General features: G+C 55.2%; 17 protein-coding genes. 9 read left to right on the forward strand and 8 right to left on the reverse strand.

Annotation, left to right across the window (positions count from 1 at the left end):
- Nucleotides 1–140: 140 nt before the first annotated feature.
- Together B3M32_RS05045 and B3M32_RS05050 are read left to right on the forward strand one after the other, a co-directional pair.
- Nucleotides 141–515: a CidA/LrgA family protein gene (locus B3M32_RS05045; protein ID WP_290743982.1), complete on the forward strand. Its 375-nt coding sequence runs from the start codon at nucleotides 141–143 to the stop codon at nucleotides 513–515.
- Nucleotides 512–1,201, forward strand: a complete 690-nt coding sequence (locus B3M32_RS05050) for an LrgB family protein (RefSeq protein WP_290743983.1) — start codon at nucleotides 512–514, stop codon at nucleotides 1,199–1,201. Before B3M32_RS05045 ends, B3M32_RS05050 begins: the two co-directional genes overlap by 4 nt.
- Before the next feature lie 51 nt (nucleotides 1,202–1,252).
- On the opposite strand, the gene B3M32_RS05055 is transcribed toward B3M32_RS05050, so the two are convergent.
- From B3M32_RS05055 to B3M32_RS05065, 3 genes are all read right to left on the reverse strand, one after another.
- On the reverse strand, nucleotides 1,253–2,986 hold the full coding sequence (locus B3M32_RS05055; RefSeq protein ID WP_290743984.1) for an FISUMP domain-containing protein: 1,734 nt from the start codon (nucleotides 2,984–2,986) through the stop codon (nucleotides 1,253–1,255).
- Between the two features lie 12 nt (nucleotides 2,987–2,998).
- Nucleotides 2,999–4,843, reverse strand: coding sequence for an FISUMP domain-containing protein (locus B3M32_RS05060; RefSeq protein WP_290743985.1), 1,845 nt, complete (start codon nucleotides 4,841–4,843; stop codon nucleotides 2,999–3,001).
- A gap of 115 nt (nucleotides 4,844–4,958) precedes the next feature.
- The gene (locus B3M32_RS05065) at nucleotides 4,959–6,323 is read right to left on the reverse strand and encodes a nitroreductase family protein (RefSeq protein WP_290743986.1); all 1,365 of its coding nucleotides are present in this window, start codon (nucleotides 6,321–6,323) and stop codon (nucleotides 4,959–4,961) included.
- Nucleotides 6,324–6,506: 183 nt separating this feature from the next.
- Between B3M32_RS05065 and B3M32_RS05070 the strand changes: the two genes are divergently transcribed.
- Nucleotides 6,507–8,474, forward strand: a complete 1,968-nt coding sequence (locus B3M32_RS05070) for a cellulase family glycosylhydrolase (protein WP_290743987.1) — start codon at nucleotides 6,507–6,509, stop codon at nucleotides 8,472–8,474.
- A 119-nt stretch (nucleotides 8,475–8,593) separates the two neighbouring features.
- Nucleotides 8,594–12,136, forward strand: a complete 3,543-nt coding sequence (locus tag B3M32_RS05075) for a hypothetical protein (RefSeq protein ID WP_290743988.1) — start codon at nucleotides 8,594–8,596, stop codon at nucleotides 12,134–12,136.
- Between the two features lie 5 nt (nucleotides 12,137–12,141).
- Here B3M32_RS05075 and B3M32_RS05080 read toward each other — a convergent pair whose 3' ends face one another.
- From B3M32_RS05080 to B3M32_RS05100, 5 genes are read right to left on the reverse strand one after another with little or no spacing between them, the layout of a single operon-like run.
- Entirely contained in the window at nucleotides 12,142–12,585 is a 444-nt protein-coding gene (locus tag B3M32_RS05080) for a hypothetical protein (RefSeq protein WP_290743989.1), read from the reverse strand.
- A 4-nt stretch (nucleotides 12,586–12,589) separates the two neighbouring features.
- Nucleotides 12,590–13,516 (reverse strand): hypothetical protein, encoded by a 927-nt coding sequence (locus tag B3M32_RS05085; protein ID WP_290743990.1) that lies wholly within the window; start codon nucleotides 13,514–13,516, stop codon nucleotides 12,590–12,592.
- Nucleotides 13,517–13,548: 32 nt separating this feature from the next.
- Nucleotides 13,549–13,995: a hypothetical protein gene (locus B3M32_RS05090; RefSeq protein WP_290743991.1), complete on the reverse strand. Its 447-nt coding sequence runs from the start codon at nucleotides 13,993–13,995 to the stop codon at nucleotides 13,549–13,551.
- A gap of 17 nt (nucleotides 13,996–14,012) precedes the next feature.
- Complete coding sequence (locus tag B3M32_RS05095) at nucleotides 14,013–14,573, reverse strand: hypothetical protein (protein ID WP_290743992.1); 561 nt, start codon at nucleotides 14,571–14,573, stop codon at nucleotides 14,013–14,015.
- Between the two features lie 53 nt (nucleotides 14,574–14,626).
- The gene (locus B3M32_RS05100) at nucleotides 14,627–15,901 is read right to left on the reverse strand and encodes a class I SAM-dependent RNA methyltransferase (protein ID WP_290743993.1); all 1,275 of its coding nucleotides are present in this window, start codon (nucleotides 15,899–15,901) and stop codon (nucleotides 14,627–14,629) included.
- Between the two features lie 118 nt (nucleotides 15,902–16,019).
- Between B3M32_RS05100 and B3M32_RS05105 the strand changes: the two genes are divergently transcribed.
- Genes B3M32_RS05105 through B3M32_RS05125 form a run of 5 tightly spaced genes read left to right on the forward strand, consistent with a single transcriptional unit; the run spans nucleotide 16,020 to nucleotide 19,907 of the window.
- Nucleotides 16,020–17,078, forward strand: coding sequence for an MlaE family ABC transporter permease (locus B3M32_RS05105; protein WP_290743994.1), 1,059 nt, complete (start codon nucleotides 16,020–16,022; stop codon nucleotides 17,076–17,078).
- Between the two features lie 8 nt (nucleotides 17,079–17,086).
- Entirely contained in the window at nucleotides 17,087–17,869 is a 783-nt protein-coding gene (locus B3M32_RS05110; RefSeq protein WP_290743995.1) for an ABC transporter ATP-binding protein, read from the forward strand.
- Nucleotides 17,870–17,881: 12 nt separating this feature from the next.
- The gene (locus tag B3M32_RS05115) at nucleotides 17,882–18,805 is read left to right on the forward strand and encodes an MlaD family protein (protein WP_290743997.1); all 924 of its coding nucleotides are present in this window, start codon (nucleotides 17,882–17,884) and stop codon (nucleotides 18,803–18,805) included.
- Nucleotides 18,806–18,816: 11 nt separating this feature from the next.
- On the forward strand, nucleotides 18,817–19,428 hold the full coding sequence (locus tag B3M32_RS05120; RefSeq protein ID WP_290743998.1) for an ABC-type transport auxiliary lipoprotein family protein: 612 nt from the start codon (nucleotides 18,817–18,819) through the stop codon (nucleotides 19,426–19,428).
- Nucleotides 19,429–19,481: 53 nt separating this feature from the next.
- Entirely contained in the window at nucleotides 19,482–19,907 is a 426-nt protein-coding gene (locus B3M32_RS05125; protein ID WP_290743999.1) for a hypothetical protein, read from the forward strand.
- Nucleotides 19,908–19,915: the final 8 nt, after the last annotated feature.

Consider the following 19,915-nt stretch of genomic DNA (forward strand, 5'->3'; position numbering starts at 1 on the left):
GGTGCCGGTCCAACCTCACTTTACTGCACAAAAGTGCATTTGTCGCAACGAGAGTCGACTTGTATTTTTTCTTTCTTGCCTATGCGGCAAAGAATTTTTTGACTATCTTGACCTTGTTTTTTACGAAGGCCAACCCTATAATGAGAATTTTCCGCCAGCTCACCATCATCTTTGCCATCTGCGTCGCGGGAGAAATCCTCCACCGCATCGTAGGCATCCCCCTTCCCGGGAACATCATCGGCATGGTATTGCTCCTGATCCTTCTCTGCACGAAGCTCGTCAAGCCGCAGCAGATCGCCGAGGTATCGAACTTTTTCCTTTCGCACCTGGCATTTTTCTTTCTCCCGCCGAGCATCGCCATCATGGCTGTCGGCGACGATATCCTGGGCCGCTGGCCGCTACTGCTTTTCTTGTGCATCTCGTTCACGCTCGTAACGATCGCCTTCACCGGATGGGCGACGCAATTCCTTATCCGGAGACAGGAACGCAGGGAATCCCGGGGGAGCGAACCATGAACGCCATTATAAACTCCCCGCTGTTCGGGATACTCCTTTCGCTCGCCGCATTCGAAATCGGCACCGTCATCAGCAAGAAATGGAGGCATACCCTGCTGAACCCGCTGCTAATCGCCAACGTGCTTATCGTCGGGTTCCTGCTCACCACCGGAATCAGCCTCGAAAGCTACAACGTGGGCGGCAACTATATCGCCGTAATGCTCTCACCCGCGACCGTCGTACTCGCCATCCCGCTGTACAGGCAGATTTCCAGCCTGAAAAAATACTGGAAGCCCATTCTCGCCGGCATCCTTACCGGGAGCCTCACCTCCATCGCATGTGTTCTCTTTTTCGGCAAGCTCCTGAACCTCGGCGACACGCTCACGCGTTCGCTATTGCCAAAATCCATCACCATCCCCATGGGCAGCGTCGTTTCTGAACAGATTGGCGGGATCCCCTCCGTCACCATCATCGCCATCACGATTACGGGAATTACGGGAGCCGTCGCGGCCCCCGCCATCTGCAAGCTTTGCCGCATCAAGCACAGCGTGGCCCAGGGCGTCGCCATCGGCACGGCAAGCCACGCGCTCGGCACTTCCAGGGCCATGGAAATCGGCGAAGTCCAGGGCGCCATGAGCAGCCTTTCCATAGGTCTCGCCGGACTTTTCACCGCCATCGTGGCACCGATTATCCTTTCGGCACTATAACAGAAAAGGCGGACCGCAAGGGCCCGCCTTCAACATCAACAAAAACCAGTCCTAGCTTTCGCTGTCCTTCACGCAACGCAGCGCACAGGAATACACCTTGGAGTAGCTCTTTACCGTCCATGAATCCGATCCCCTCGTGAAGACGATCGCATAGGCCGCGGAAGAGCTGTACTGGCTAGCCGAACAGAAATACGTCGCCAAGTTCCTATCGTAATACGACGAGGACTGCTTTTCGCCAATCGGAAGAGCATCGAATCCGAGGCTGTTCGTCGGGGCGCCAAAGTTATAACTGCCATAGAAGCTGAACGGCCAGATATCGACAGCCTTCAACGGGAGCGTCGATTTTCCTGCCGCAGTATAGAGGTCAGCCCATTCCGTAGAATCCGGCACATGCCATCCGGAGGGGCAAGCGCCCTGGCGCGGCTTGGCAAGCGTGTCCGCAGGAACAGAACTGCTGTTATAAGAAGACACCAGGTTCATGGCCGCGGCCCACTTGTACTGGCGTCCGCCAACGGCGCAAGTAGAATCAGAACCGACGCCACAAGACGTGCCGAACTGCAAATTGGGCATGCTTACGGAATCCGCGTAATTCAGGTTCTGCGCCATCCAGGTCTTGCCGCCGATGGTCACGGTCCTATAGCTATTGTTATCACGGGTATCCTTGAGGGTTCCGTACGTCACGGCCGGATTGCTCCAATCCGTCTTCTTTGTCACGCTGATAGAATCCTGGGTCCACTTACCGTCAGCGCAAATGAACGTGTAGCCCTTGAACTTGTAGGATTTCCCTTCGCGAGCCTTGGTACAGGCATAGAGCATGCAGACTTCCTGTTCCTGGGCACTGCGCCAGCCGTCATCGTACACATAGAGTTTCAGTGCAGATTCCCTATACAGGCACATGGGTCCCAGGTCATCGTAGTAGTCGCTCCAGCTATCGTAAGAGAAGCGGCCTTCCTTAAAATCGCCGTCAGCAGCAGTACCGAGATCCATCGTATCGATCATGGCCGTAGTCGGTTCATACCATCTTTCGTAATCGCCGTCGCAGTAGTAGTAACCATAATCAGAGGCGTTGTAGTAATCCACCACTCCGTTCGTATCGAAGACAATCTCGTTATCGCGCTTTTCCGTGCACTTTCCAAAGACGGCATCGAGAATGCTCATCGAAGAAGAGCTGTACGAAGAAGACGAGTAACCGCTAGACGAAGAGCCGGTCGAAGAAGAAGACTTAAGCCAGAGCTTGTACTCCGTCCAGTTTCCGTCGGAACAGATAACCCTCTCGTCCATCGAGGACAAGTATACGATAGCGCCGACAACGGAAGGCAAGCAGGCGGGCAGGGCACTCATGGAGCGCACCGTATCCGGAAGTGTCTGCAAGGCGTATTCAACCCACTTTCCTCTGCGGCCATCGCAGATGAGGTCCATCTTCATGGCCCTCACGTGCACCATGTATTCGTCACGGGTGCTGGAGCAGGTCGTCAAGTCCGCATATTTGGACACCGTATCCTTGGCATTACGAGCCTTCTTTGTGCGCTCGACCTCGGTTTTCCAGGTGAAGTAGCTGATCCATTTTTCTCCGTAGCAGACCATGCGCTTGTTGTCTTCAGAAAGGTAGACAATCAAGCCTTCCTTTTCGGGAGTGCAATTGATGGAATCCAGGTCGGCAGACGTCCTTGCGTATTCGTCGATTTCATCTTCTTCTGCAGAAGAGGCGTCATCGCTGCCGCAGGCCACCAGGGAGAGTACCGCAAAGAGAGGTACGAACAACAAAGCAAAGAAATTCTTTTTCATCATGACCTCCTATTACTCGCCGTCTTCTTCAGCACTGCTGAGGTTTACTTCTTCGCTGCTAGACAGGACTACGCTGCTGGAGCTAGGCACAATGCTCTCGGAACTCGGAGGCGGCACGTTGCTGGAACTTTCGACAACCGAGGAGCTCGAAGCGGGAACCACGGCGGTACCGCGGTTCTTTACGCAGCGAACCGAGCAGTAGTCGCTCTTGTAATGGTAATCCCTAGACAAGCCCGAAGAGCTGTATGTCATCTCGTAAACATAGTTCCTGGACGCATTGTACTGGGAAGACGTGCAGAACACAGAATGGTAGCCGCCATCTTCCATATCTTCGTCACCGGCAGGCAGCGCCGTAAATCCAGAAAGGTTTGTCGCCGAGGCCGCATGCCAGGCACCTTCCGCCATAAGGTCGACAGCCTTCGGGACAGTCGTCACGAGGGAACGCCATTCCGCCGTATCCGGGACATGCCAGCCAGAGGGGCATATGCCCGCGCTGTCAAGATCACTCTTAAGATTCGACTGGAAGTTCGACACGATGTTCATCGCCGAAGTCCACGTATAGAAGCGGCCGCCCTTCTCGCAGTTCTCGGGCTTTCCGGCATAGCAGAAATTGCCAAACTGCAGGTTGGGGAAATTCGTGGAATCCGCAAAGTTCAAATTCTCAGCCATCCAGACACGGTCGCCGATAGTCACCGTCTTGTAGGTCTTTCCATCGCGGGTATCCGTCAAGGATCCGTAGGCGACATCGTGACTGAAGTAATCCGTCGTTTCCTGAGCATAGAAAAGAATCTCGCTCCAAGAAGAGCCGTTGCACTTGTATACCACGCCCTTCAACTTGTTCGTTGCACCGTTGTTTATAGGAATGCAAGCCTTATTGAAGCAGATATCCATGGCAGACGCTTTTTTCCAGTTGCCCTGCGTAAACACATAAGTGTAGGTGTTGCCCTTGTTGAAAGGAGCTTCGCAGGCTTCATCAATCGACGTAGAACGGTCTTCGACCCAGATACCGCGCTTGAAGGCACCTTCGGTTGTATCCGTCGGGAATCCCCTGGTATCCAGGTAAGTTTCCGTCGTAGACAGCCACAGGCCGGAACGGCATTCGTAAATATCGGTAGATGCCACCCTGATAACGCGGGCAGAATCCTTAGCAAGGGTTCCCTCCTTGGATGCATCGCAAACGCCAAGGACCGTATCACGGAGAACGTTACCCGAGTCATAGACCCTGGCCGAAGAACTCGAAGAACGCTTGCTGGAACTAGACCAGGTATTGTTCTCGATCCAGGTTTCGTCTTCGCAAACCAGGACAACGGCGTCTTCCTTGACAAAGACGGAATCGCCTTCGCGCGACGAATTGCACGGCAGCGAAGACAGCTTGGAGTACGTGGCTACCGTATCCATCGAAGAAGCCTTGGAACTGCTGGAGGTCTTCTTGGGAGTGAACTCGACCCAGTCGTAGTCGTAGCACTTCATGTAAGAGTTGAGCGACGCGACAAAGACAATCTGTCCCTCGTAACTGTAGGAACAGGTGCCGAGCATCGAGAGCGAGGGAATCGTATCGTCCGCTTCGGCATAGATATTCAACTTCCCGTGATTCGACAAGCCGCTGCCGTCGTCCGGTGCGATAAATTCGGACCAGAAACCATTCGTGCAGGTCAGGTACATCTGTTCGCTGGCCAAGTAAACGGAATCACCGTCTTTCGACTTAATGCACTGCGGAAGGTCGTTGACCGTTTCGAACATCAAATACTTGCCGGTCGGGTCCATATCTTCGTCGCTAGAGGTACTATCCCCACAGCCGATGAACCAACCCGTCAACAAAGACACTGTAGCTATTGCGAATAAGCGCATTCCTTTCATCGCGCCCTCCTTTTAGGTACAAATTATAGAAAAAAACAGCCTTTTGCAAAAAAAAGAAAACAAAAAAAGTTGTCAAGGTCTACAACATCGCGCTTTTCGCGGGCTTATAGCAAAATTATAAGCTTTTGTCCTGCAAGGATTTCCCCACCAGGACCGTAGAAATGACACTTTCGCCGTCGGGAATAGCGCAAAGCTTCTTTATATCATCATGATACACATAATGTTCCGCACGCGCATTCTTGTTCAGGAGTCTAGCCGCGATATCCAGGGACTCCCCGAGGAACCCTGCGTTCAGGTTCAGATAGCGGTAAGCGCGTTCGCCCAGCAGGTTGCACGCCTCGTTCAGGTCCGCCGTAAAGATTACCGCAAATGCGGTATTCTGCGCCTGTTCAGGTACGGCAAAGCACTTCACGAACTTCTTGATGCTCAGCTCCCCCGCCTGCATGTAAAGCGACTTGCGCACAGGCACGTAACGGTAGGCTCCCGGATATACAAACATGGCGTCGAACACGACCACCCAGACTTTGAGTAGGCCCGCCCCGAAAGCGTTGAACTGGGCCATTTCCATCCAGCGGAGGATCGACGAGAAAACGTCCAGGTCCATCGTGACCGGGAGGAACAGGGGGAGCGAGTCCGGACGCGGTCTCAGGAACCACATCTCGCGGTAAAAATAATCGTTCGGGAACTTGGCCGGCGCCAGCGGAAATTCCTCGCCGGGCAAGGCCTTTGTCGCTACGCGCCGGACCTTGATGCACTTGGTGGCGTCGTTGATGCATTCTCCGCGATTCTGTAGCATGAACCTCGCGGCATAGCGTGAACCGGGGTCCATGGTCTCGTTCCTGTTGGAATACGCGAACTCGCCCAGGCCTTCGTCTACCGAATAGAACGCGACTGAGCTGTTTTCAGGGAACACCGCCACCGCGGCGAGCGGGACCTCCGTACCGCCAAGCCCAAGCGCTACCGCCACGACATCGTCTACAAAAGCGCCAAGAGGGAACACCTTCTTCCCCTTCGACTTTGCATACAACATAGTATTCGCGCAGGCGGCACCGACATCCATTTCTACCTGCCGGTAAGCCGCTTCCCTAAAGCGCCAGACGGCGCGGTCCATCAGGCCCGCATATAGATAAAGTTCTTCGGCCTTGGAAACAAAATCCTTCTCGGGGAAGGCATCTACGATAGCGGCCATTTTCTGCCTGGTCCCGATACACACGAGTTCCTGCGATTCCTGGTCCAGGTAGTACACGCCATCGGGAACGTTCCCGTTACGGATAAGCGCATAGACCGCGACCGAACGCAAGCCGTCGGCAAAAGACGGCGCATGGATAGGGCTCTTGGAATCGCTCAGGGGGTAACGCTTGGCCCCGTCGTACCTCTTGTCGGCAAGGGGCATGGCCTCCCAATGCAGCGCTATCGGATCACCGACACCCCGGGGAGCGTAGCGAGTCGATTCGTGGTATGTCTCGGAATAGAACTGCACCCGGAAAAAATAATAAGTTTCTTACGGATGCTTGGAAAATTGTGCAAATACGGCGCATTTTTGGCTTTTTTCCAATACACTGGATACACTTTCGTCTATTTTTCGCTTTGCAAAAGGATCTCCAGCACACAATTCTTCCTATTATTATATAGATTAAACGCGAACATGTAAAACGAGGTAGTTATGCGCTCCATCCAAAAATTTTCACTCGTCGCCACGTCGGCGCTCACCGCATTCCTTATCGCTTGCGGCGGTTCCTCTACGGACTCCACCGAAGAAGTGCAGCCCCAGCAGGTAGCCGAGCCTGACACCGGCACGGTCGAACCGCCTGCATTGCCCGACACAGGCGCGGCTCCGGCATTCACGATTCCCGAAGAAGCCGCAGAAATCACTCCGGCAACAACGATTCCCGCCGAAGAAGGCAAGGGCATCCTCCTCGACGACATGGAAGACGGCAACAACGAAATCTTGCTGGGCGGCACCTTCTGGTACACCTATGACGACAAAGACAATGACGGTGCATCCATCATCCTGACACCGATCAACGACGAAGGCTACCCCAAGGCAAGGCGTTCCGACAACGGCACCAACTACACCTGGGCCGTTTACTACAAGTTGGACAAGGGCGACTACCAGTACGATCCCTATGTAGGCTGGGGTTTCGAGCTCCCGGACTCCATCGACTACAGCCGTTTTGGCGGAATCACCTACTGGTACAAGGGTGGCGCCCATGAAGTCCATGTCGAAGTCAGCGACGTCACGGACTACGACGTCCACCTCGCAAAGTTCCCTGTAGCTCGCGCCTGGACCAAGGCGACCGTACGCTTCAAGGATCTTGAGCAGGGCGGCTGGGGCAAGGAAGTCGAGTTCAACGCCAAGAACATCATCAAGATCAGCTTCCAGGCGAAGGGCGACGGCAAGCAGGACTCCGTGCTTATCGACAACGTTTACCTACAGGATTCCAGCGAAGTAGCAAAAGATTCCGCCGACATGAAAATCAACGACCCCGTGATTCCCGTCGACACTATTGGTGACATCACCATCACCAATCCGCTCCAGGAAAAGGCGATGAAGTACCTGAACAAGGGCATCAATATCACCAACTGGCTCGAAGAGAACGGCACCGTGTTCAAGGGCGAATTCAAGTTCGACGAAGCCGACGTGAAGCTCATGGCCGAAAACGGAATCAAGTCGTTGCGCCTGCCCATCGACCTCGACCAGTATACCACGAACCGCAACAAGTTTGTCGACGACACCACCGGTACGATCGAGCTCGAATTTGACGACGAGAACCTCTTTACCGTACTCGACTCCTTCGTAGAATGGACCGGACGCTACGGCATGTCCATCGTGATCGACTACCACGAATACGACAATAGCTACAACACGATCAGCGCAAAGAAGCCCGGTTACACAAAGATGATGGCGACCGTCTGGAAACATGTCGCAGCCCATTTCGCGGCAAACGAACGCGAGGACATCTTCTACGAACTCCTGAACGAACCTGACATGACCAATGGCAAGGTCACCACCGCCAACTGGCGCAAAGCCGCAAAGGAAGACATCGACTCCATCCGTACCGTCGACAAGAAGCACACCGTCATCTTCGGTGACGCCAAGTGGTACGACATCAAGCTCCTCGCCAACGGAAGCCCGCTCGACGATGACAACGTCATCTACGCCGTGCACACCTACGACCCGTTCGTATTCACGCACCAGGGTGCCGACTGGGCCGACACGAAGACAATCAAGAACCTGATGTTCCCCTACGACAAGGAAAAGTGGTCCGAATACAGCGCCGACTTCGGCGTAAAAAAGAACACCGTAGCCTGGGTCGCCACGGGAGTCAAGGACTACTACAAGAACGGTAACAAGGAAGCCATCTTAAGCGTGGTGCTACCCGCAAAAAAATGGGCAGTAAAGAACAACGTCCCGGTAATCATCAACGAATTCGGTGCCTACAGGAACAAGTCCGACGCCCAGTCCGTACTCAACTACCTCACGGCACTCCGCGAAATCAGCGATACGCTCCAGATTCCGCTCCAGCACTGGGGCTACACCGGCGGCTTCGCCCTGTTCGAATCCGAAGGCGCGAGCCCGAAGGGCACCAAGCTCATCGAAGGCGTAAAAGAAGCCTACGGCCTGGAATAACCGATATTTTTATCACTCCTACTGAAACAGCCCCAGTTGAACGACTGGGGCTGTTTCCATTGATTTGCACCCCCTGTTTTGTGGGCGCGAAGTATCAAATTTCCTAAATTAACGTTATAATGTTCTTTAACGCGACACGAATACTGACCTGCGCCGCGGCGTTCCTTGCAGGAACCGCCGCCGCTGCCGGCTTTTACGGTAACCAGAGCGACATCAAGTGGAAAACCGCAGGTACCGAACATTTCCAGTTTATCTACCCGCAGGAATATTCCGGACACGCGGCCACCGTCTCGGCCTACGCCGAAGCCGTCTACGATTCCGTAGTGAGCCGCTACCGCATCGACCTGCCCGGACGCGTGAACGCGACCCTAAACAACGCCCTGTACAGCAACGGCAGCGCCGTCCCCAGCGAAAACGCAGTGAACCTCTGGCTCACCAACTGGGATTTCAAGGTGAGAAGCAGCCATGGCTGGCTTTCTGACGTGGTGACGCACGAATTCAGCCACCTGGTAAGCATCGAGAACGGCAGCAAGTTCATGCCGAACCTTTACGGCCTCCAGCTCAGCTATACCGACTACTACAACGAGCGCACCACCAGCGACTTCATGAGTTTCCTCCCGTTCACGTTGCAGCCCCTGTGGATTGCCGAAGGTACCGCGCAGTACGAGTCGAGCCGCATGGGATTCGACGCCTGGGACAGCCACCGCGACATGCTCCTGCGCGTCGCCGCCGTCAACGATACGCTGCTCCCCCTCGAGTACATGCACGACTTTGCCGACAACTCCCTGTTTGCGGAACTCGGTCCCTACACGCAGGGATTCTCGCTCGTGCGCTACATCGCCAAACATTACGGCGACGACGCCGTACCGAAGATCTGGTCCGAACTTTCGCGCCTGCACCGGGCGACACTCGATGCGGCTCTCAAGAAAGTCCTCGGCATAGGCGAAAAGGAACTCTACGAAGCCTGGAAAAAAGAAATTACCGACGCCTACAAGGCCCAGGTCGATTCGCTCGGAACTCTCGTCGAAGGCACGAAGATGACCAAGGACGCCTTCTGGCAGGACTTCCCCGTCGTCGCGGGCAAGAACCTCTACGGCGTATCGAATTTCGGCGGGCCGTGGTTTGACGGTTCCGTCTTCAAGATGCCGCTTGGCGAGACAAAAGATAGCGCCGGCGTCAAGGATTCCACAGAAGTCATCGACGGCGTAGAAATCGGCGAGATTTCCATCGAGACAGACGATACCGATTCGACCATCGACATCGGGGACTATGCCAAGTCCGGCTTCCGCGTCAAGAAGCCCTGGTTCGACAAGGGTATCGACGTGTACGACGCCCCGGAAAAAGGCCCGATCCTCGCCTACGTGAGTTTCCAGAACCGCGACAAGGACGGGCACGCCCACTTCGACATCGCGGTGAGCGACACGAACAAGAACAAGCTTTCGCTGACATACCTCGCCGACGCCGTTTACCCCGCATTCAGCCCCAAGGGGAACGAAGTCGCCTTCGCCCGTCGTGAGCCGTTCAGCACGCGGTTCGTACTGAGCAAGGTGCCGTTCAATGCCGACTTCAGCGAATACACTGCCGAAGACCCGATAGACATCTTTGTGCCCGACCCACAATACAAGTACTATAACATCTACAGCCCCAAGTTCAGCCCCAACGGCAACCGCATCGCATTCGGATTCTTCGATGACGTCCACCGCGGCATCGCCGTGATTGACGCCGACGGCAAGAACATGAAAGTCGTGAGCACCGAAGGTTTCGACGAACGCGACGTGAACTGGATTGACGACAGCAAGATCGTATTCGCCAGCAACAGGAACGGCATCTTCAACCTGTTCGAGAAAGACCTGACGACCGGCACCGAACGCCCCCTCACGAATGTCGTGGGCGGCGCCTTCACGCCGGCACTCGCTGGCGACACGCTCTACTTTACGCAGTACGACAAGGACGGGTTCTCGCTCTACAAGATGCCCTACGGGGAACTCCCGATGGTAAGCGACACCGCCATCACCGTGACCGAGCGCGACAGCACGATTCAGGTCGCGGATACGGTATGGAATTGCCTGGACGGGAACGATTCTCCAGATTCCGGCTCCCTTCGACTTCGCTCAGGGCAGGCTCTGGCCGGAGTGACGCAGGACTCGACAGCCGGTATGACGCAGGATTCCTGCACAAAAACTCCGACCGTCACCATGCGCGATTCAGTCATCAAAATTGCCGACACCGTCCGCACAGTATCGCAAAAGCCCGCCCCTGGCGAAATCGTGCTGAAGGGCACGCTCCCGCCCAAAATCAAAAAGCATATCGAACTGGCTGACCGCGAATTCGCCGGTGCCGAAAAAGACTACAAGCCCATTCCCAACGTCGCCATGTTCATCCCGATGCTCAGTTTCAACGAAAACGCCCCGGACTTGACCGTTTTCGGCGAAGGCGAAGTGAAGGCAAAAGCCGGGCTAGCGGTAATTCTCAGCGACCCGCTCAAAAAGAACGTCGTGCAGCTCGGGCTCCTGTTGGAACTCGGCAAGGGCATCGACTACATCAATTCCGACGGCCTGAATCCCGAACTGGAAAAGGAATTCTTCGCCGCCTGGCAAAACACGAGCACGCCTATCGACCTGGCGCTCATGTACAGCTACGCCAACTACACTAGCAAGGACACCGTCCGCTACGAAGACGTCCGTGCCCACAACGGCGACAGCCTCGGCATCAGCCACTACTCCACGGCGCTGCAGTCTATCGTCGGCATGGCCGGCTACAGCATCTTCAAGTCTATCGACACGTTGCAGGTGGCGCTCGGATACGACTGGGCGAACTTCAACCTCTACGAAGACAACTTCGACTGGACCTACCACAAGAGAATCAGCGCGCTCGCGCTGTTCGGCCTATACGGCGACCACGAAGGCGAAGAAGGTTCCGGAATCAGCGGCCAGGGCAACGGAGCGGTCGTTTCTTACCAGTACTCGAACAGCGACCTCTACCGTCCGGGAACCTTCTCCGAAAGCTTCTACGTGACCGAAAGCGGTTCGATCAAGCCCAAGTACAGGAACTTCAATATCAACGAAATCGGTCTGAATCTCTACGGGAGCATTCAGAGCCCGCTTACCGGGGCAAGGCTTGCCGCCGGCGCAAAACTCAGCGGCGTAATCGCCTGGAATACCGACGCCGCCGAAGACACGCTGGACTCCTACTACTACAACCCCGTATTCCTGGAAGGCTACCCCTACCTGCGCAGCTCCGAAAGCTACACGTTGGCCGGGACAAAGACCGCCGTCGCGGAACTTCACTACCTGTTCCCCATTTTCGAGGACTGGCGCAAGAGCGTCTGGATTTTCTCCACGCGCGACCTGTATATCGACATCTTCGCGCAGGCGGGCGCCGCCTGGAACGACAAGTGGTTCGACATGGACAAGTTCAAGGACCACGATTTCTGGGACCGCTCCGTGGGCATGAGCCTCCGCATGGCCAACAAGGTATTCTACGGCACGCCGTTTGACATCTCGTTCACGCTCGCCCGCGGGCTAAGCCGCATCGGCGAAGACAGCAACCTGCATGGCGGAAGAAAGCTCAACCCGATAGACCTGCCCCTCGTGCCGAAGGACTTCGCCCCGACCAAGATCAAGTTCGCGATCGGGATGGGGTTCACGAATTCGTGGCAATAAACGGATTATTTTCTTTTCGGGCGGTCGGCTTCGCCGGGCAGCAACTGGCCCGGGCTAGAGCGCTCCCCGTCCTTGCCCGTAAAGTTCGGATTGAACTGCTTGATCTTGTTCTTCTTGACTTCGCCCTGGACTTCGATCAGGTGGGTTTCCCATTCCTGCAGGGCATTGTCCAGGTCGGCACGGGCATTCAACATGAGTTCGCGCAGTTGCAGCAGTTCCTGCATCTGTTCGCGCTTCATCATCCACAGCTCTTCTTCTTCGGGCATGCGTTCGATGTTGAAAAGCAAGTTGAGGTACTTGTCCTCGGCTTCCTTGTACGCCTTGTACATCTCGGTATAAATCATGTGACGGTCGTCCACCATCGTCTGCTGCGGAGACGGGTGCGACGTGCAACCCGCAAAAAGCGCGGACGCCACGGCAAACGGCAATATTCTGGACAATGCTACCATGAAACTATTCCGCCGGTTCCTCGTACTTGACTTTCAGGTTGTACAGGCGCTCGTTGGTCACGTGGCTCGTGAACTTCACGGTATCCTTCGTCACCGGATGCACCATGGTATGCGTCCCGACCTTCACTTCGCGTTCCTGGCAGGGGACGCCCGTGGCGTAGTCGATCATCACCTCGAACTGCGTTTCGTATTCCGCCTTGTGCCCGGCGGTATAGGCCTTGTACTTTTCGGGGATGATATTGCTATTCACGTGCTGTTCCCAGATATAGTAGGGGAAGCTTTCCGTCTCGTGCAGGTATACGATGTAGTCTAGGCAGCGGCGATGGTCGCGGTTCTCGAAACCCTTCGTGACCACGGAATCGATCTTGATAAGTGCAAAGTTCAGGCGTCCCTGCTCTTCAAGCATCTTCGTGATGTTCGCCTTCACGGGAACCGTGCCCGTAAGCAGGTGGTCCATTTCCCAGCGGTGCTTTTCCAGGCGCTTGAGATGCGGCTTGTAGTCCGGATTCTGGAGCTGCTTGCGCCATTTTTCGGGCATAGGAATATGGACTAGCAAGGAATCGTACCCGTCATCGATGCCTTCCAGACTTACCACGTTGCGGTCCAGCGCCTTCGTGGTGACATCCTTGATGCGCCAGGCCAGTTCCGACGGCATGAAGTTCTTGAGGTAGCCGCGGGACTTGTCGATCTTGTATTCGCGTTTCACGACAACCGTGTCGCCCGACGAAGAATAGTGCAAGTCGGCATACGTGCCCGTGATGGTTCCCATCTGTTCTTCGCCCTTCATGTCGATGGTCGCAAAGTAACTTTCGGCATAGAGTTCTATGTCGACAGGCTCTGTCAGAGCGTAATTCATCGTGACTTCGGATTCACCACATGCGGAAAGGACAAACGCGGCAGCGCAGGCCACTCCCAAAAATCTCTTTACCATTATCGATATTCCTATAATGCAGGATCAAAACGTTATTTCTTCACAAGGGTAATCTGCTTTGCGGCAAGCACCTTCCCTGCGGCAGAAATCTCGATGACCACCGTGCCGGGCTCCTTGTGCCTCGTAAGTTCGCGGGCCGTCATGAACTCGCTGTGCTTGGTACGGCCCTGGAGCGTGTAGGAGCTCATCTTGTCGGAAACCCGGGCTTCGTGGTTCCAGATTTCCCCGCCCTTCTTCTCGAGAGTGCCTTCGTAGAAGGTAATCCTCAGCGAGTTGAAGTCGAATCCGGTTCCATAGCGGAACTGGATATAGAGCGGGTCCCCCATGTTGAACTCGGTGGAGGTGTCCGCCACGATTTGCAAAGCGGGATTCCACTCCCTTCCGCAAACCACGACGGGGTCTTCGGTTCGGCAGCCGACCAGCATGGAGCCGACCACCAACAGAATTGCCAGAATAGCATGTCTAGAAGTTTTTTTCATTTTTCCCATCCTTATTATTAAAACCAGAAGCGCAAGCCAACTCTGAAATAGAAATCGGGGAGTTCCCATTCCGTATCGTTGTCATCGTGATGGTCGTCGGCATCCCACCATAGATAGTGGAATTCGCCCACCGGATTCAATTCCAGGAAAAGCTGCAACGGCACCACGGGGAATTCCCACTGGTAGCCGCCAGTCACGCCTAAGCGTAAAGCGAAGCCACCGGCATCCCAGTCGTTGCCGATATCTTCGTCCCACCAGCCGATACCGCCTACGGGGCCGCCATAGAACCCCATACGTCCGATATTGTCCGGGACCATGCCCAGATAGTAATTCCAATAGTAGCCGAAATAGGCTCCGAGCGAATTATCGCCGCTGCTGAAATAAAGGTGTCCGTAAATATCTATAACGACATCGGCACCCATACGCATCTGGAAATCCAGGCCGGCATGCTCACCGGGGTTGCCCGCCTGCAACCAGCCACCGATGCCCATGTTCTTTTCGGCAGCCGCGCTTCCCGCGAAAGCCGACGCGACAAGACAGAATGTCGCAATCACCAAAACTTTAATTCTCATTCCCATATGCATCAAATTAGCAAAAACGCCTGTAAAATGCCGTAAACATCGCAAAAAAATCAGCGGCTTAGCACGAGAAGCATCTCCAAATGGGGCGTTTGAGGATAAAACGCAAATCCTTCGGCCTTGCCTATCGTAAATCCCGACGCGGCAAGCTTCGCATAGTCGCGGGCGAGCGTCACCGGGTCGCACGAGACGTAAATCAGGCGGTTCACGGAACTGGCCGCGATAGCGTCCAGGACTTCTTTCGGGAGGCCGGTGCGCGGGGGGTCGACGATGAGCGTCGCAGGCACATCCACCACGTTCTGGGCAAGCCACTGCTCGGCAGGGGCGGAGACGTTCTGTACGGAGGTCCCGCGCGCGTCGGCCGGGCGGTTCGCGGAGAGGTTGACCTCTGCGTGCCTGAGGCATCCTTCGTCGCGTTCCACGGTCGTGACGCGCTTGAATTTTTCTCGCAGCAGGGCGGCAAAAAAGCCTACACCGCTAAAGAGGTCTATGAGCCATTCGTCGCTAGCCTTTCCAGAAGCGATGCCCTCGTCAACCGCATTGCACACGGACTGTACGAGTTCGGGGAGCAGCGAAAGGTTGCTCTGGAAAAACACGGAGGCGTCGGTCTCGATCTTTTTGCCGCCAATATCCACCGCACCCTGCGCGTACTTTTCAAAATCCTCCGCAGGCATTCCCGCATAATAGAAAGACACCTTGCCCGTCCCGTCGTCAAAAACGTTCACATCGATTTCGCGCGGAAAACGTTTCCGCTTGTCCGTAAAGATTTCTCGCGCGGGGCCCTGCAAAAAAGCGTTCAACGCCGGCGTCAACACCGGACATTCCTTGAAAAACGCGATGCGATTGCTCTCCTGCTCGCGGAAACCGAACCGCACGATTTCCCTGTCGCCTGCACGGTCCCTCGAGACCACGACACGGGCACGGTTACGGTAGCCCCAGGGATTTCCGGTACGAATGCAAAAACTGTCCGGCAGGTCCGTATGGGCCAAACGCCTGAAATTCTCGCGTTCCACGTGCTCGATAAACTCAGCCTGCTTCTCGGAAGCGAGATGTTGCAGGCTGCATCCGCCACACCTGCCGTACAGGGGGCAACGGGGCTGTGCGCGGTATTCACTGGCGTCAAGGATTTCCATGGCAACGCCTCGCGCAAAATCTTTTTTTGACAACGTAATCTCGACGCGGCAACGTTCTCCCGGAAGAGCCCCCTTCACAAAGCACACGCGGCCATCGGGCAGGCGCGCCATGCCCTCGCCGCCCTGCACCATCTTCTCGATGAGCACCTCGGACTCCTCGCGGGGTTTCCTTGATTTTGCGTAATTGCGAGCCATGAGCAACAAGATAGAATTTTCTCGCCATGCATTCCATCGTCAAAAACACGCCTGTCATCCCGCTCACAGGCCCTGACAGGCATTTTTAAATGTATTTTTCTATATTTCGGGCTCCTAAATGTCGACTATCCTTTTGCCAGAAACCCTTTCGGCAGCCAACAGCAAGGTGCTGCTGCAGAACTGCAAGAAGCAGCTCTGCACGGGAGCGCTTACCCTGGACGGATCGCAACTCAAGACCATGGACTACAGCGCCGACGCCTTTTTCGCGCTGCTCGCCGAGCTCGCCGAGAAAACGGGAAACAGGCTCACGCTTTCGCACTTCAACGAAGACATCAAGGCGCACCTGAAGTCTCTCCGCAAAATGGACCCGCCCGACCGCCCCGTAAAGGGCACGAACAACGTTCTCGAAATGCTCGGCGGCCTCGGTTTCTCGTTCATCAAGGAATTCGTCGAAGTCCTCATCCTGCTATTCATGTCCATCTACTGGACCGTATTCGGGCCGTTCGACAAGGGCAAAATCCATTTTGGCGGAGTCACCAAGCAGATGTTCAAATCGGGCAGCGAAGCCATGGGAATCTGCTTCTTGTTCGTGGGACTCATTTGCCTTACGATGGCTTTGCAGAGTTCGGTGATGCTCAACGCCGTCGGTGGCGGTTCGTACCTCGCGTCCGGTCTCGGATTCCTCATCTTCGCCGAAATCGGCCCGCTTCTCACGACCATCATCCTCGCCGGCCGTTCCGGCAGCGCCATGGCGGCCGAAATCGCGAACATGAGCGTCTGCGAAGAAGTCAAGGCCATCAAGTCCATGGCCATCCCGCCCGTGCAGTACCTGGTCGTCCCGCGCTTCATCGCACTGAGCATCACGACTCCCATCCTCTCGTTCTGCTCGTCCATCGTCGGAAGCCTTGCCGGATTCCTCATCGCGTATTTCTTCTGCGACATTTCCTTTTCCAACTACATGATGGGCATCCGCGACGGCATCGCCCCCATCACGTTCCTCAAGAGCAGCGTCAAGGCGCTCGTGTTCGGCTGGATTGTAACGCTCATCGCCTGCAACAAGGGCCTCAACGCCCACGGCGGCGCCGAAGCCGTCGGCAAGGCGACTACCGCGAGCGTCGTTTCGGCCATCTGTTCCATCGTCATCGCGGACACGCTGTTCGCCTTCATATTCTACTAGGGGTAGCCATGGAAGAAATCCTGAAAGTAGATCACCTGAAGGCCAGTTACGGCAACGAGACCATCCTCAAGGACATCTCGTTCGGCGTAAAGAAGGGCGAAATCCGCATGGTGCTCGGAAGTTCCGGCTGCGGCAAGTCCACGCTCTTGAACAATATCCTCAAGTTCATCAAGTCGGACTCGGGAACCATCACCTACTTCAGCAAGCAGTTCGGCCCCAAGGACGGGCTCGACAGCGAGACCCGCATGCGCACGGGCGTACTCTTCCAGAGCGGGGCGCTTATCGCCGACTTGACAGTCGCCGAGAACGCGATGTTGCCCTTGAAGCGCAGCATGCCCTACATGCCCAAGAGCCAGATGGAAGCGATTGTTGCAGACCGCCTGGAGAAAGTGCACCTGCTGCACGCCTTCCACAAGTACCCCGGCGAGATTTCCGGCGGCATGAAAAAGCGCGCCGCCCTCGCCCGCGCCATCGCGCTCAAGCCCGAACTGCTCTTTTGCGACGAGCCTTCTACAGGTCTCGACCCGGTGACGGCACGCTCGCTCGACGAGCTGCTCCTGGAACTGCGCGACACGCTCGGAGTCTCGATGGTCATCGTGAGCCACGAACTCGAAAGCATCAAGATTATCTGCGACCGCTTCGTGTACCTGAAAGAAGGCTATGTCCTGATGGACGGGACGCTCCAGGAAGGCATGGAGTCCGACGACCCGACGCTCAAGCACTTTTTCAGCCGGCAATGCCCCAAGGAAACGTATTCCACCGGCTTCTACAATTTTGAATTTATTGATTGAGTTGGAGATACAATGGAAACCACCCGATCCGAAAGAATTAAACTTGGCGCCTTCATGCTGTTCTGCGGCATCATGGTTTGCGTGTTCCTCGGTTACGTGCTCAAGCGTTACCTGAGCGAACAGTACGACAACTACTACACCATCTTCGATACCTCGGTCAACGGGCTCTTTGTCGATGCCAAGGTCAAGCTGAACGGCATTGACGTGGGTAGCGTAACGCAGATTACCATCCACGAAGAAAACCTGAACGAGGTCGTGGTCGCCTTCAAAGTCCACCACGGCACCCCCATCAAGCAGGGCACGCGCGCCGGCATGACGGCGGGTATGAACCTCACCGGCGAAAAACAGGTAATCCTTTCGGGCGGCACCTTCTCGGAACCCAACGTTCCCGAAGGCGGTTTCGTGCCGGCAGAAAAATCCAGCTTTGACCAGATTGCGAACCAGGCGAGCAACATTGCGGGCCACGTAGATTCAGTCCTCGTCAACCTGAACATGATCCTTTCGACCGAAAACGCCGAGAACCTGAGCAAGGCCATCAAGAATTTCGAAGCCATGACGGCCAACCTGAAGCGCGTCACTCAGGACATGTCGAAACCCATCGAGAACATTTCCAAGTCGGCGGAGTCCATGCACAAGGTGATGACGGAAATCGAAGACGCGAAGATTGCCGCCAAGGCCAGCGAAGACCTGGATATCGTCAAGGAAAAGCTCGAAGCCATCGACACGAAGAGCCTGAACGACAACCTCACCGAAGCCATGGCGTCGATCAACCAGCTTTCCAAGCGGCTCGACCAGATGGTCTACAAGAACCAGGACCAGGTGGGCGAAGCCGTCATAGAACTCAACAACGTACTCGAGAATCTCGAAGAGTTCAGCCAGAAAATCAAGAACAATCCGTCCGCGATTATTCGCGAGCCCGCCAAGAAGCGCCGCTAACAGGAGGAACCATGCTCAACAAGATTTTTTCCAGGATTGCCACCGTATCGCTGTTACTCGCCGCGCTAACCCTGACGGCCTGCTTCGGCGGCTCCACGTCTGAGCCGACCCGCTACTACACCGTTGCCGTCGAAAACATCGTCATGCCGAGCGCCGAACCCGCAGGCAAGGTTCAGATACGCAAATTCACCATCGACCCCGCCTACCAGCGCACCAATATCGTATACCGCGAATCCGCATACGATTTCATGTTCTACGACCTAGACCTCTGGGCAAGCCGCCCCGAGCACATGATTATGCAGGTCGTGGGCGAATACGTGGCCAAGAGCAACATCTTCGAATCGGTCGAAATCAAGGGGAACTCTATTCCCAGCCTCGAAATTTCCGGGAACATCTCGGCCATCGAAGAAGTCGACGAAGGCTCCTCGCAATACGCGCATCTCGCCATGGAAATTACACTGCGCAAGCCGGACAGCGAATCCGCCCTGTTCGAAAAACGCTACGACGGCAAGGAGCCCATGGACAAGCGCGAGCCCCGCTTCATGGCAGAGGCCACATCCAAGCTTTTGGGCAAGTTCATGGAAGACGCCCTGGATAATTTCGCGAAAGTAAATACAAAATAACAGAACGCCTGTTAAAAAAAAGATAAATTAGGATCAAGGAATGAGGTATATTCATGGATTACACGCATAGAGAAGATCTTCCCGAGTTGGCAAAGGCCTACTTATTCAATGTCCAGTTCGTCTTTGACAATATCCCAGCCAGCAAAGAAGAAAAGTTCAAGGAACTGGCATCGACTCTTTCCTTGCGCGTCCGCAAAATCAAGTTCCTGAAAGAAGATACCAGCGATGTATTTACCGTGGTCGAGATTTCCTTCGACGAATTCGAGGACTATCTCATCACGACCTGCATCAAGAACGAATACTTGAGCAATTTCCGCATGAATATCGTCCACTACTCGACAAAGATGCAGCCCGTATACGAAGAGAAATTCTTCGACTGCAAGGCCGCCTATGTCGAGGAATTCTGCTACGACAAGTTCGACTCCAGCCAGGAGCGCCTGGTAAAGACAATCGGCTTCAAGTGCAAGCGTTCCAAGTAAGGCCGAAA

Source organism: Fibrobacter sp. UBA4309 (assembly GCF_002395745.1).
Taxonomy (GTDB): Bacteria; Fibrobacterota; Fibrobacteria; order Fibrobacterales; family Fibrobacteraceae; genus Fibrobacter.

Excerpts from the sequence above, each read along its gene's own strand:
- B3M32_RS05045 (WP_290743982.1), top strand. The coding sequence starts at position 141 with ATGAGAATTTTCCGCCAGCTCACCATCATCTTTGCCATCTGCGTCGCG.
- B3M32_RS05050 (WP_290743983.1), top strand. The coding sequence starts at position 512 with ATGAACGCCATTATAAACTCCCCGCTGTTCGGGATACTCCTTTCGCTC.
- B3M32_RS05055 (WP_290743984.1), bottom strand. The coding sequence starts at position 2,986 with ATGAAAAAGAATTTCTTTGCTTTGTTGTTCGTACCTCTCTTTGCGGTA.
- B3M32_RS05060 (WP_290743985.1), bottom strand. The coding sequence starts at position 4,843 with ATGAAAGGAATGCGCTTATTCGCAATAGCTACAGTGTCTTTGTTGACG.
- B3M32_RS05070 (WP_290743987.1), top strand. The coding sequence starts at position 6,507 with ATGCGCTCCATCCAAAAATTTTCACTCGTCGCCACGTCGGCGCTCACC.
- B3M32_RS05075 (WP_290743988.1), top strand. The coding sequence starts at position 8,594 with ATGTTCTTTAACGCGACACGAATACTGACCTGCGCCGCGGCGTTCCTT.
- B3M32_RS05080 (WP_290743989.1), bottom strand. The coding sequence starts at position 12,585 with ATGGTAGCATTGTCCAGAATATTGCCGTTTGCCGTGGCGTCCGCGCTT.
- B3M32_RS05085 (WP_290743990.1), bottom strand. The coding sequence starts at position 13,516 with ATGGTAAAGAGATTTTTGGGAGTGGCCTGCGCTGCCGCGTTTGTCCTT.
- B3M32_RS05090 (WP_290743991.1), bottom strand. The coding sequence starts at position 13,995 with ATGAAAAAAACTTCTAGACATGCTATTCTGGCAATTCTGTTGGTGGTC.
- B3M32_RS05095 (WP_290743992.1), bottom strand. The coding sequence starts at position 14,573 with ATGGGAATGAGAATTAAAGTTTTGGTGATTGCGACATTCTGTCTTGTC.
- B3M32_RS05100 (WP_290743993.1), bottom strand. The coding sequence starts at position 15,901 with ATGGCTCGCAATTACGCAAAATCAAGGAAACCCCGCGAGGAGTCCGAG.
- B3M32_RS05105 (WP_290743994.1), top strand. The coding sequence starts at position 16,020 with ATGTCGACTATCCTTTTGCCAGAAACCCTTTCGGCAGCCAACAGCAAG.
- B3M32_RS05110 (WP_290743995.1), top strand. The coding sequence starts at position 17,087 with ATGGAAGAAATCCTGAAAGTAGATCACCTGAAGGCCAGTTACGGCAAC.
- B3M32_RS05115 (WP_290743997.1), top strand. The coding sequence starts at position 17,882 with ATGGAAACCACCCGATCCGAAAGAATTAAACTTGGCGCCTTCATGCTG.
- B3M32_RS05120 (WP_290743998.1), top strand. The coding sequence starts at position 18,817 with ATGCTCAACAAGATTTTTTCCAGGATTGCCACCGTATCGCTGTTACTC.
- B3M32_RS05125 (WP_290743999.1), top strand. The coding sequence starts at position 19,482 with ATGGATTACACGCATAGAGAAGATCTTCCCGAGTTGGCAAAGGCCTAC.